The following is a 12,938-nucleotide window of genomic DNA, read 5'->3' on the forward strand; positions in this document are numbered from 1 at the left end:
TCGAAGACGTTGTCGCTATTGTTAGTAAAGTAATTAGTGACGGTGGTCTTAAAACTGAACATCAAATTGTGTATTTTCATCCTGTGACTAAAAGAATAGCGATAAATTTACTAAAATTTCACAAAGAAAATTACACAGTGTAAATTTTACAAAATTGAGGTCATGGATGAAGACGACAAATTCGTTGAATAGGCAGTCGCATTTTTTAGGTACGAAAGTACGTAACTTGCGGAAACGTAACGGTTTAACATTGGAAGACTTGTCTTCTCGTTGCGTAAAAATCGATCCGGAAGATGCCCCGTCGGTGTCGTACCTTTCTATGATTGAACGCGGTAAAAGAGTACCAAGCGAAGGTATGTTGGATGTGATCGCACAAGTATTTCAAAAACCTTTGCACTGGTTTTTGGATGATGCGAATGAAGAAAAAGAGATCACACCGGAAAAAGGTTCTAGAGGCGGCATCAACGGCATGGTGCTTGAACCTAGCTTTTTATTTTCTAATGACATTCTTCAAATTGCTATCCCGGAAATGCTGTCACAAACCGGCACGACAGGGCATCAATTTGCTCACTTGTTGATCCGTGCTCACCAAGAACATCATCAAAATCATTTCCCTGATCTTGAAAAAGCAGCGGAAAAAGTGGGTCAAAAACGCATGCCGTTGTCGGTGGCTGATTTACTCGACATCTGCAAAGAGGTGGGTGTCAAAATAAAATGGTTTGATGAACCGTCGCAAGATGTGATTGATAGCCACGGCATTCAATCTAAGCATATTGTGCGTTCGTACTCAGAAGAGAGCAGTGTTGTTCGGATTAACCGCGCTCTTAAAGACACGCCAGAAAAATTAAAATACGATTTAGCGGTACACATCGGTCATAAAGTGTTGCACAACAGTGATGGTGAGAAGAATGTTATCGCTTCGGATAATCGTAATTTATCGACCTTAAAACCGGAATTTAATAAAACTCGCGATGTCAGTCATTTAGATTCCAAGCATATTTTACAAGCGTGGCGTGATTTTGAATGTTCGTTTTTTGCTGGCGCGTTATTGTGTCCGAAAGTACCGTTTCGTCAGTTACTTGACCGGCACGGCTATGAAATCAGCGTCAGTAAATTGATTGAAGTTTCTGAATCGGTGGTGATGCGCCGTATGACCGCGGTGTCTTCTTATCCTCATTGGCATTATTTCGATGCATATAATCCTGGAAAATTAAAAGCGGTGTATCGCGGTAATGGAATTCCATTGCCGTGGGGCAATATGCGAATGGTGGAAGATCCGTGTCAGCATTGGTCGGTATTTCGCATGATTGGTATTCCTGGTAACACGCCAGTGGCGCAAATTTCCGTGCTGAATCAAGATGGTGTTCCGCATATTTATTGTTGTGAATCGGTCAAAGTTAAAGACATGGCGGGCAATTATCATGTGTTGTGTTCTGGGGTGGACTTAAATCCAGCGTTAGAAGCGCAAGGTGAAGATGCGGTCGAAATTGCCACAGCATTACAAAAAGAATGTGTACGAAAAGGCGGGCAATGCGAGATCCCGTATAAGATCAAACAGCAATTATTAACGGTTGCTAGAATTTTGAATATCAACTGGATTGAACGTGGCATTGAAAACGAAGCGCGAGTGATCTGCGCTCGAGGGGGAATGTGCCCAAGGCAACCAAGATGCTATAAAGAAAAGTCTCTCGTCTCGAATGCTTAATGTCTAATGTCTAATGTTTACTGTCTAATGTCGAGTTTTTAGGAAGAGGCTTACCGCAGTGTTATCAGCATAAAAAACCAGAAACGCGCAGTGGCGTTTCTGGTTTTTATGTATTTAAAGCGATGAAAACATTCTAGGGAGCTAAAGCTCGATGTTTATGCGCCGATCACGCCACCATCTTCACGGGTAATTTTGATCACTGTGGATCGTGGAATGCCATCAATTGCCGAGAAGTCACCGGTTGGATGTTGAATGCCAACAAACAAGGTGCGGTTGTCTGGGCTAAAGGTGAGGCCAGTAATTTCACAACCAGTCGGTCCGCTTAAAAAGCGTTTGATCTCACCAGTATTTGGATCGCCACACAACATTTGGTTGTTACCCATGCCGGCGAAATCACCGGAGTTTGAGTAATTACCATCGGTTTGGATCCACAAGCGACCCGCGTTATCAAAACCAATACCATCTGGGCTGTTGAACATATTGTCCGCAGTAATGTTGGTGCTGCCAGAGCGAGGATCATCGTTAGAATAGAGCTCTGGGTTGCCGGCCATCACATAGATATCCCAGAAAAATTTACTGGAAGCATGGTTACCATTTTTAGGTTCCCAGCGGATGATATGACCATAAATGTTATTTTCTCGTGGGTTAGCAGCGTTGATTTCTTGACCTTCACGTACGCCACGATATTTATTATTGGTCAGGGTGCAAAATACTTGGTCTGATTTTGGATTGATCGCAACCCACTCAGGGCGATCCATTGTTGTTGCGCCAACTTGAGTGGCGGCTTGACGAGCAAAGATCAATACGTCTGCTTGGTTGTTAAACCCGTTTTCTGGGGTTAAACCATTTTGACCAAAAGTCAGTTCAATCCATTCACCATCACCATGCATCTCACCGTCTTTCGCATCGAACTTGGCAACGTATAAAGTACCTTCATCCAATAAATCGCGGTTTTTCTCTGGTTTGTGTTCGTTGTATTTGCCTTTAGATACAAATTTATACAAGTGCTCGCCACGTTCATCATCACCTAAATACACCACTACACGACCATTTTTGTTAATGGTTAATGCGGCATTTTCATGTTTGAATCGCCCTAGTGCGGTGCGTTTTTTCGGTTTAGATTGCGGATTCATTGGGTCAATTTCGACCACCCAACCATGGCGATGATTTTCATTGGGTTCTTTTTCAATATCAAAGCGATCATCAAACTGGTGCCAGTTAAACCAACCATCGCCTGAGTTAATGCCATAACGTGCATCTTCATCTGGTACGTCAATCTTGTTTTGGCTGCCAAAGAAACCGTTGAAATTCTCTTCACAGGTTAAGTAAGTGCCCCAAGGGGTTGAGCCATTGGCGCAGTTGTTGAATGTACCTAATACTTGAGTGCCACTTGGATCCGCATGGGTTTTAAGTTTATCGTCACCGGCGGCTGGGCCAGTCAATTCCATTTCAGTGTAAGCGGTAATTCGGCGGTTTAAACGCCCATTGACATTGACTTGCCAATCTCCGCGATGTGCGCGTTGCAATTCAACAATTGAGACGCCAACAGCCGCTTGAGAGCGACGCACTTTCTCGGCGGTTAAGGTGTTACCGCTATCTTCAAATAAAGTGCTGTAGCTGGTGCTTTCATTGTTGACTGCCAATACCGCGCGATTGCGGTCGAGTAATAAGAACGTCATGCCATCATTGTTATCACCAAATTGGTTTTCTTGATCAGCGGAAGAATTGGTTTGAGAAAAGGCAGCCGCACTTGGGTGAATCGCATCGCCCCAAGCAATGAATGATTGGGCTTGATAACCTCTTGGCACAATCACTGTGTCTGCTGTGGAGGCAGCAATCGGATCAAAGCCTAACAAAGATTGCGTTTTTGGTGGACGAGCCATGGCATTGGCTAATGGTGAGGCAGTAAAAAAAGCTATGGTGCTGGTGGCGGCACTGGCTTGTAAAAATCGGCGGCGGCTTAAGCCTTTTTCGACGATTTGTGAAAAATCGGAAGACTCAGCGTTTAAATTGTTTGAATGATCATCTTGCTCAACATGACTCATGATTGCTTTCCTTAGTCTGTTTGGTTTTAATGTTCCAAAAGGCTAAGGGAGTTGTGTGAACAAAGTGTGATCGTTTGTTGAAGTAAATGCGTCATTCACTATGGCTGTAATGACTGCTTTAAATTAACCGTGTTTAACGCTTACGGGTTCACATTTCGGTTAATCGGGTTTTGCAGTGAAATTAGAGTTTCGGTGGATTGTACTTCATCGATGGCTTGCAGTTTATCAATCAGAACATATTGTAATTCTTCGATATTTTTACACATCAGTTTGACGAAAATATTATAAGCCCCGGTAGTGTAATAGGCTTCAACCACTTCATCTAATGCGTTGAGTTTTTCGATTGCAGAGTGATAATCGCGCGCAGCATTTAGGTTAATACCAATAAAACAGCATACATCGTAGCCCAGTTTTTTTTCGTTAATCACAACTTCGGTACGTTCAATGATGTTGGCTGATCGCATTTTCTCAATACGTACATGAATCGTGGCAGGGCTGACATCAAATTGTTTGGCCATTTCGGCATACGGTGTACGTGCGTCGGCCATGAGCGTTTTGAGAATGGCTTTGTCTAAGTCGTCTAATCGGTTGGTTGAGGGCTGCATGGCTGTTTTCCTGTTATTTGAAGTCTGCCAATAAAGATAACGTTTATTGTCGATATAATGACATGAAAAAAGAGAAAATATGCAAAATAGTTGGTAACCCTGACAACATGAGTCATTATTATCTATCGGTGTGATTTTTAATGTCATCACAATAGCTTAAACTTTAAGAGGGATAATCATGTCCTTGTTTTCATTACCCATAAAATAGTTATCTTAAATGCATTTTATTCTTCGCTGTTTTATCTTCATGCTATTTTCTTTTGGCTCTTTAGTGAGCTGGGCTGATGACGCACCTCAACAAAGTAACGTGTTAATTCTGCACTCCTATCACCAAGGGTTTGCTTGGACCGATGAACTGCAAGATGGCCTTGATCAAACGTTACCTAAAAATATCGCTCTTAATGTTCATTACCTAGACAGTAAACATTTTCAATCTTTAGAGTATAAAGATCGCCTATATCACCTTTATAAAACAGTGTTCAAAAACCGAACTTATGATGCGATTGTTGTGAGCGACAATCGAGCTCTCGAACTCCTGAACCGTTTACGCCCTGAAATTGATCGTACGCCTATCTTTTATACTGGCATTGATAGCTTCCAAGAAAATGAATATCAACATTTGAACATGACTGGGGTGTATAGCCCGATTACCGCAGAAAAAGCCATTGAGTTGATTAAGCAAACACAGCCAAGTGTGAAGTATATTTATGTGGTAACGGATTATTCCAATACCGGAGTGCAAGCGCGAGAAAGTACCCATAAACTTATCTTGAAACGATATAACGATGGAGTGAGCGCTGGACAGCCGAAAATTGTGAGCTTAATCCCTGATGATGAGCGCAGTGAATTACACGATCTTGCTAACCTTCCCCCGAATAGTGCGATTTTTTATTGGACGTATTTCAGAAATAAAGCCGGTCAAGTTAATGACATCGTGTCGATGAAATCATTATTAAAAGTAGCGAATGCACCAGTTTATATTGATTTTGACTTAAATACCGACGCTGAAAATGAGTTAAAGTATACCCAAGGGCGCGAGCTAGGTGAGCTAGTTGCTCAATATTTACAAAAGCCCGAGCAAGAACTACCCACGCCAATTGAATTACCGAGCATATTAAAAATTGATCACGGGATGGTTCAAAAGTGGAATTTGAAACCAGCGCCTGGTGTGTTTGTTTTTAATGAACCCAAGCCTTTGTGGGTCGGGCATAAAAATGAAATTGTCATGTTCTTTATTTACAGCGGAGTGTTTGGCGTCATCATTCTTTTTATGCTAAAGCACTTAAAGCGAGTGAGGTTGAGTGAAAAGCAATCACGCCAGAGCCAGTATTTGCTTGAAACCATTTATGATGTTAGCCATCAAAATATGGGTATTTTGGATTCCGAAGGGCGACTTTTATCGAGTAATCAACGGCTGCAAGAGTTGGTTTATGACCCCTCATTTAATCGAGAAGACCCTATTTGGGATTATTCTGGATGGGCAGAATCTGGCAGAAAAAAAATGGAACAAGGTTTTATCGAAGTTCGTCAGAAAGGGATAGTACGCTTTGAAGGTGAAGTGAATCACAGCAATATTGGACCTGCGGTGTTTGATATTACGTTAAAACAATTACCTGACTTTATTGGGGATGGTGAGCAATATTTGCTGGAAGCCAAAGATATTACCGCGAGAAAATCCACCGAAAGTCGTTTAATTGAGAGTGAATCGAATTTTAGAAATTATTACGATTTACAACCTATGATGATGGTGACTTTGGATAAGCATAACAGTATTCAATCAGTCAATAAGTTCACCAGTGAATTACTTGGTTATGAAGCCATAGAAATGTTAGGCCATAAGCTCAAAGAGTTTTATGCGGATAATAATGAGCTGAGTGCTCGTCAAGTACTGCTGAAACCACAGAAAGGGCATGCATTAGTATGGCGACGAGATGTTCGATACATCACTTCAGATAAACGCATTGTATGGATTAGAGAAAACATTCGTCAGATATTAGATTCGAAAGAACTTTTTATTGTTGGCGAAGATATATCGGAGTCGCATTTATTAGCCGCTAAGTTAGATTATCAAGCGCATCATGACACGTTAACGGGATTGTATAATCGTAATCACTTTGAGCAAGAACTGATTGTTGCGCTGCAAGAAGTGAAAGGTAATCTGCGCTCTCATGTGATGTACTATCTTGACCTTGATCAGTTTAAGCTGATCAATGATACCGTTGGCCATGAAGCTGGCGATGCTGCGATAGTTTATAGTGGTGATATCCTGTCTAAGCTTATGCCTCCCAATAGTGTGTTAGCACGAATAGGTGGCGATGAATTTGCAATCTTATTGCGAGATTGTGATGACGCTGAAATCGACACATTCGCTCAAATGATCTTAAAAACCTTAAATAATGGTCAATTTACTTGGCGAGGTATTCACCTTAACATCAATTGTTCCATTGGTATTCGAGTGATTGATTACACCGCTAAATCACCTCAAATGGTTCATGCACAAGCCGATACGGCATGTAACTTAGCCAAAGAAGAAGGACGAAATCGCTCGCACTTATATCGTATTGATGATGAGCATGTCCGCCACCGTGAAATGGAAATGGAATGCGTTAATCAAGTGTATGACGCACTTGCTCATGATCGTATTGATTTATACGCTCAACAAATTTTAGATATTAGTGACAACCCAAATGGCAAGATGCACTTTGAAATTTTGGTGAGGTTGCGTGACCAAGACAATAAGCTCATGTCCCCAGGCATTTTCATGCCGGCAATTGAGCGTTATAACTTATCGTATTTAATTGACCGAGTCGTGTTCAAAAAAACGTTGGAATGGTTTGAGCAACATACTGAAAATATTGATAAATTAGGTCGTTGTTCTATTAATCTATCTGGCCAGTCAATGGGCGATCGAGATTTTATTGAATTTCTGATTGATCTATTACTCAACACGACAGTGCCGCGGGATAAAATTTGCATTGAAATCACCGAAACTGCCGCCGTGGGCAATATGCGTGAAGCAACGCATTTCTTCACTCGCTTGAAAGAGCTAGGTTGTATGATTGCTTTAGATGATTTTGGCTCGGGATTATCTTCTTTTGGATACTTAAAAACGCTGCCGCTGGATATAGTGAAGATTGACGGTTGTTTCATTCGAGATATTCACACCGATGAAATGGATTATATTCTGGTTAAATCCATTAATGATCTAGCCAAACAGATGGGCAAGCAAACCGTGGCAGAGTTTGTGGAAAATGAAGAAATTCTGTCTTGTTTGAAAGAGCTTGGTATCGATTATGCCCAAGGGTATTTAATTTGCGCCCCAACGCCATTAGCGGAATTAGTTGAGCGTCTCACTCATTCATCCGAGATTAAGTAGCCCCTCTCTATATTTATTATTTTAACTTTTAGACCTATTTTTTCTCAGGAGTAACCTGTGCAGCTGAGTTTACGTTGCGACGATCCACAAAGACAATTTGAATTAACACAAATAGCCGAGCGTTGGCATTTAACTCATAAAGAAGACAGTGCCTTTGCTTTGGTGTTGACGAGTGAGCGTTTAGAGCTGCGCAAAATAGATGAACCTAAATTAGGGGCTATTTACGTCGATTTAGCGGGGGGCGCAGTGGCGCATCGTCGCAAATTTGGTGGTGGGAAAGGTCAAGCGATTGCCAAAGCAGCAGGACTCAATAAAGGGGCAACGCCGACGATTTTAGATGGCACAGCCGGGCTTGGACGAGATGCTTTTGTATTGGCTTCTTTAGGGTGCAAGGTGCAAATGGTCGAACGCAATCCGGTGGTTGCTGCATTATTGGATGATGGCTTAGCCCGAGCCAAGCAAGATGCGGAAATTGGTCATTGGGTAAGCGAGCGTATGAGCCTGTTGCATGCTTCAAGCCACGATGCATTGCAGCAATTAATGGCGCAAGATGATTTTATTCAGCCCGATGTTGTGTATCTCGATCCTATGTACCCGCATCCTGAAAACAAAAAGAAATCGGCATTAGTGAAAAAAGAAATGCGTGTATTTCAATCATTAGTTGGCGCGGATAATGACGCCGATGATTTACTGGAACCCGCGTTAGCGTTAGCGAGTAAACGTGTGGTCGTAAAACGCCCAGATTATGCACCTTGGTTACACAATCAAAAGCCGAGTATGGTAATTGAAACCAAAAAGAATCGTTTTGATGTTTATGTTAAAGCATCGATGAGCGATTAATGGATATAAAAATATCACCACAATGAGGTTGAATGATGAAAACCATAACAGCGTTACTTTCACTTAGTTTGTTGATGCCAATGGCCGCAATAGCCGCCGATGATGGCTCCGCTGCTGCGACCAATAATTGTGACGAATTAGGCAGTAAAATTGTCTTAGGGCAGAAAGAATGGGTTACTGTTGTTTCGAGCAAACAAAGAACCATTGCTCGAGTGGATACCGGTGCGACAACATCTTCAATCAATGCTGCTGATATTAAAACCTATCAAAAAGATGGCAAAGATATGGTCGATTTTAAAATTAAAACCAAAGATGCAGAAAGTGATGTCGTGACGTTGCCGGTGAAACGTTGGGTTCATATTAAACAATCCTCGACCTTAACCGCATCAAAAAGACCAATCGTCTCTTTTGATATTCAAATTGGGCAAAAAACCTATACAACCGACTTTGATTTAGTGGATCGTAGCCACATGCTGGATTCGATTTTACTCGGCCGCTCATTCTTAACTCATGTTGCAGTGGTGGATGTGGAGCAGCAATACATTCAAAAGTAAGGCGACATATCCTCAAATAATAAGGCTCATTAACGATGAGCCTTTTCTCTTTATTTGCGTCAACATTTTTCATCAACACTGAACTTCTCACATTGACTCAATACGAGTAATTTTCACTTGCATCCGCACTCATTGAACGCTATAAGTAAATAAGAATTGTTATTATTTGTCTTTGCGTTGATGCGTATTATTATTAAAGGCAGATTGTCATTTTCACTTTAAGGTGTGCAGTTGATGGCGAAATCTCTTTGTAAATATTCTCGTCGAGATATCAAGGCTAGCAATATCAATAAGTTAGTCTCGGAGTCGACGTTCTTTTGTGGATCGTGTGCTCGATCCTCGAATCAAAAGAACGTGTTATGCAAGCCTGTTTCTTTAGCGGCATCTTCTCGTAAAAAAATGACAATGAAACATAAAATGGACATACCTGTGTCTAATCTTCCTATCGCTCAAAATGTGGCTGAAGTGGTCGCTAAAGCGAAAGCGTTAAAAGCACAAAGGGAGCAAGAACAAGCCCATCAACACATAGCAGAAAGCAGTGTAATCACAGTCAGCAACCTGGGTGTTAACGTCGTTTCTCCACCGCCTGCTGCGGCCACGCTTGCCTCGATCAATTCGTCAGATCTCGCTGACGCTGTCCCGCAAACTAAAGTCAGCAACATTAGCCCGTTATTACCGCTATTAAGTAAAGCTCAATTAAAGCTGATTAAGAAAAGCCTCAAAGGGCAAAAGAAACAGCAAAAAGTGATGAAGAAGCTACTTAAGAAGCAAAGAAAGCTCGCGAAAAAACACAATAAAGTGTTAAAGCGTGAGTTGAAATTGAATAAGCAAGAAGCAAAATTAGCCAAGCAAGATGCCAGAATCGAACAACAACTTGCTCGCTTACAGCTTCCTCTTACTGCGCTAGCCAACAAAGCGTTAGGTAAGGCTGAAATGGGGAAGCTAGCGGTAGGTCAAATTGATAAGCGCAATCAGGTAAAAGCTCTGCATTAATCTTAATGATAAAATGAAAATGGGCGACCTAAACCGGTCGCCCATTTTCTTTATCAGGAAGATGATGTAACGCCAAGCGACTTAAAACTCTAGCTACTTAAACTCAAGCTACTAAAAACCTAAGCTACTAAAAATATAAGCGGTTTAAGCATTCGCTTTGTGTATCGCTTTCTTCTTTACCCAAGTCTCGTTGACCCACAGCGACAACATGATCACCGCGCCGCCAAGCAGTAAGCGAGGTAAATCGACATCGCGATTCCAAATCACAATATTAACGATTAAACCGGCTGGCACTAACGCATTGTTCATTACGGCAAGCGCCCCAGCATTAGCCATGCAAGCGCCTTTATTCCACATAAAATAGCCAAGACCTGAAGCGATCAAACCTAAGTAGGTCAAGATACCCCATTGCAGACCGGTAGTAGGCAGCTTGTCGGCGTTGCCTAATAGGGCAAAGGCAATGGTCGCCACCACTAATGCCCCTAAATAGAAATAACCAAAGACAGAATGTTGCGGCAGTTCCACCTCTTCCTTTTCCATTAAATACTTATAACCCACTTGTCCGATGGCAAAACATAGGTTCGCCCCTTGTACCACGAGAAAGCCAGTTAGAAAGTTGTCATTCACACCGGCAAATTTAATGATCGCAGCACCCACAACCGCAGTAAGAGCCGTGACTAAATACCAAGGAGAAAATCGACCTTTTAAGAGATCGTAGATAAGCGTGACATAAATAGGCGTGAAGACGGTAAATAACAGCACTTCTGGTACTGACAGCAATAAGAATGACTGGTAATAAAAACAATACATTAAGCCAAGCTGAATACCACCTATCGCCATTAATTTAGCAATAAACGCTTTTGGAATGCCTTTGAATTTAATGAAAGGAATAAAAACAAGACTGGCAAGTGCGACTCTTATCCACACCGAAAACCAAGCATCGACTTGGCCGGCAAGATATACACCAATTAAGCTAAAAGAAAAGGCCCATAAAAGGGTAACTGCTGAAAGATAGAACATAACGCATCCGTGTGTGGTGAAACAAAGTGAGTCGGATGCGCAGTCTACCTAAATCGTGGCCGCTTTGGCTATCAATCTTCTAAAGGTACGATCAGCATATCGACGGCCGCATTGTTAATCAGTTGTCTTGAGGTGGACAATAGCTTGCTCCAAAAATCTTTGTGATGACCACAAATAACCAGATCAACATGTAACGTTTCAATTGAATGAGAGATCTCATTACATAAATCACCGCTTGAAACGATGGTTTCAGTAATCGGGAAATCGATTTCTTCGACTAAGGTTTTAATTTTTTTCTGAGCCGATTCCAACATGGCATTTTGGGTTTCTGCAAAATTAATTTCCATAAAGCCTGTGTACATGTCCGTGAAGTTTACATCAATATGAATCAAAGATAATTGAGCGTTGCAGGCTTGGGCGAGCTTACTGGCTTTCTTGATGAGTATTGTACTGTCTTCCGACAAGTCAACCGCCACTAAAATATGTTTATAAGTCATAGTCTTTTCTCCAAAGGAATTTATTTTCCGACGACAGTTTTAAGTTTATTTATTACTAGATTATTGATTGCGAGCCTACCATTACCATAGTTGAAAAAGTGTTGGTTATCTCCCAGTATCATAGTGTTTGTGCTGAAAGTTAGCTTTCAATAATGAAACAAACTTTTGCCTATTTCAGCCCAAATATAGGGGTGAGCGTGTTATAGTCAGCCTATATTGATTAATTAATGTATTTCCAAGGAGTCCATCATGCTTTCCAAACCAATGATCGAGCAATTGAATGAGCAAATAAATCTGGAATTTTTCTCATCCAATCTATACTTACAAATGAGTGCTTGGTGTGAAGACAAAGGCTTTGAAGGGGCCGCTGAATTTTTGCGTAAGCATGCTGTAGAAGAAATGGAGCATATGCAACGCCTTTTCACTTATGTGAGTGAAACTGGTGGGCTGCCGATCTTAGGTGCTATTGATGCGCCTAAACATGAGTTTGATAGCTTAGGTGATGTGTTCCGTGAAACTTATGAGCATGAGCAAATGATCACCCAGTGCATCAACAAATTGGCGCACTTGGCGTTTACTTGCCAAGACTACTCAACCTTTAATTTCTTGCAGTGGTATGTCGCAGAGCAACATGAAGAAGAAAAGCTGTTTAAAGGCATTCTCGACAAGTTAGAGTTAGTTGGTGAAGACGGTAAAGCACTATTCTTCATTGATAAGGATCTAGCTGAGTTAGCAAAACAAGGTACATCTTCGGTGATGGCAGGTTCGGCTCCAGTATAAGTCGAAGCAAAAGCATCCATTTGTGATCGTCTTTTTCTCCTGTCGCACTCAGCGGTGTTTTGGAGGGAAGGATGATCAGTGCAGATACGTTATTAACGGCTTTAACATTCGTTACCGTTATCAATTTAGTGCGTTATTTTACCGCACTCCGGTCGCTTATTTTTATCATGCGAGAGGCGCATCCTTTGTTGTATCAACAAGTGGATGGCAGAGGTTTCTTCCGTACACATGGTAATGTTGCAAAGCAAGTTCGTCTCTATCATTACCTGAAAGATAAAGAATACCTCCATCACCATGAAGATGTGTTTATTAATAAATGCAGTAAAGTACGAGAGTTATTTGTTTTAAGTTCTGGTCTAACTTTTGTGACATTACTGTTAGCCATTATGATATGAATCTTGTGAAACGTGGCTGATGTGAAAAGAGTGACATTTAAAGGATGTGCGTTAAAATCGCGCGTCCTTTTTTATTCTTGTTGAACACGGCAACTTGAAGTTGCTTGGGTATAGGTGTTTGGTATGGG

Annotated in this window: 11 protein-coding genes; 7 read left to right on the top strand and 4 right to left on the bottom strand. The window is 41.5% G+C overall.

Annotation, left to right across the window (positions count from 1 at the left end):
- The first annotated feature begins 166 nt into the window (after nt 1-166).
- Nucleotides 167-1,705, top strand: a complete 1,539-nt coding sequence (locus tag A1QC_RS00625) for a DUF3612 domain-containing protein (RefSeq protein ID WP_026025849.1) — start codon at nt 167-169, stop codon at nt 1,703-1,705.
- Nucleotides 1,706-1,860: 155 nt separating this feature from the next.
- On the opposite strand, the gene A1QC_RS00630 is transcribed toward A1QC_RS00625, so the two are convergent.
- Nucleotides 1,861-3,750, bottom strand: coding sequence for a PhoX family protein (locus A1QC_RS00630; RefSeq protein WP_017025332.1), 1,890 nt, complete (start codon nt 3,748-3,750; stop codon nt 1,861-1,863).
- 140 nt (nt 3,751-3,890) lie between these two features.
- Nucleotides 3,891-4,355 (bottom strand): transcriptional regulator AsnC, encoded by a 465-nt coding sequence (gene asnC, locus A1QC_RS00635; protein WP_017025333.1) that lies wholly within the window; start codon nt 4,353-4,355, stop codon nt 3,891-3,893.
- Between the two features lie 217 nt (nt 4,356-4,572).
- Here asnC and A1QC_RS00640 point away from each other — a divergent pair, with 217 nt between their 5' ends.
- From A1QC_RS00640 to A1QC_RS00655, 4 genes are all read left to right on the top strand, one after another.
- The gene (locus A1QC_RS00640; protein WP_017025334.1) at nt 4,573-7,731 is read left to right on the top strand and encodes an EAL domain-containing protein; all 3,159 of its coding nucleotides are present in this window, start codon (nt 4,573-4,575) and stop codon (nt 7,729-7,731) included.
- 57 nt (nt 7,732-7,788) lie between these two features.
- Nucleotides 7,789-8,571: a class I SAM-dependent methyltransferase gene (locus A1QC_RS00645; RefSeq protein WP_017025335.1), complete on the top strand. Its 783-nt coding sequence runs from the start codon at nt 7,789-7,791 to the stop codon at nt 8,569-8,571.
- 35 nt (nt 8,572-8,606) lie between these two features.
- Complete coding sequence (locus A1QC_RS00650) at nt 8,607-9,125, top strand: ATP-dependent zinc protease family protein (RefSeq protein ID WP_158006020.1); 519 nt, start codon at nt 8,607-8,609, stop codon at nt 9,123-9,125.
- Between the two features lie 234 nt (nt 9,126-9,359).
- Nucleotides 9,360-10,118 carry a hypothetical protein gene (locus A1QC_RS00655; RefSeq protein WP_026025851.1) on the top strand — a complete coding sequence of 253 codons (759 nt, stop codon included), beginning with the start codon at nt 9,360-9,362 and terminating at the stop codon, nt 10,116-10,118.
- Nucleotides 10,119-10,262: 144 nt separating this feature from the next.
- Here the strand turns inward: A1QC_RS00655 and A1QC_RS00660 are convergent, their stop codons facing one another.
- Both A1QC_RS00660 and A1QC_RS00665 read right to left on the bottom strand, forming a co-directional pair.
- Complete coding sequence (locus tag A1QC_RS00660; RefSeq protein WP_017025338.1) at nt 10,263-11,138, bottom strand: carboxylate/amino acid/amine transporter; 876 nt, start codon at nt 11,136-11,138, stop codon at nt 10,263-10,265.
- Nucleotides 11,139-11,209: 71 nt separating this feature from the next.
- The gene (locus tag A1QC_RS00665) at nt 11,210-11,635 is read right to left on the bottom strand and encodes a universal stress protein (RefSeq protein ID WP_017025339.1); all 426 of its coding nucleotides are present in this window, start codon (nt 11,633-11,635) and stop codon (nt 11,210-11,212) included.
- Between the two features lie 249 nt (nt 11,636-11,884).
- Here A1QC_RS00665 and ftnA point away from each other — a divergent pair, with 249 nt between their 5' ends.
- Nucleotides 11,885-12,415, top strand: coding sequence for a non-heme ferritin (gene ftnA, locus A1QC_RS00670; RefSeq protein WP_017025340.1), 531 nt, complete (start codon nt 11,885-11,887; stop codon nt 12,413-12,415).
- Nucleotides 12,416-12,486: 71 nt separating this feature from the next.
- The gene (uspB, locus tag A1QC_RS00675) at nt 12,487-12,810 is read left to right on the top strand and encodes a universal stress protein UspB (RefSeq protein WP_017025341.1); all 324 of its coding nucleotides are present in this window, start codon (nt 12,487-12,489) and stop codon (nt 12,808-12,810) included.
- Nucleotides 12,811-12,938: the final 128 nt, after the last annotated feature.

Origin of the sequence: Vibrio rumoiensis 1S-45 (assembly GCF_000286955.2) — a bacterium.
GTDB lineage: Bacteria > Pseudomonadota > Gammaproteobacteria > Enterobacterales > Vibrionaceae > Vibrio > Vibrio rumoiensis_A.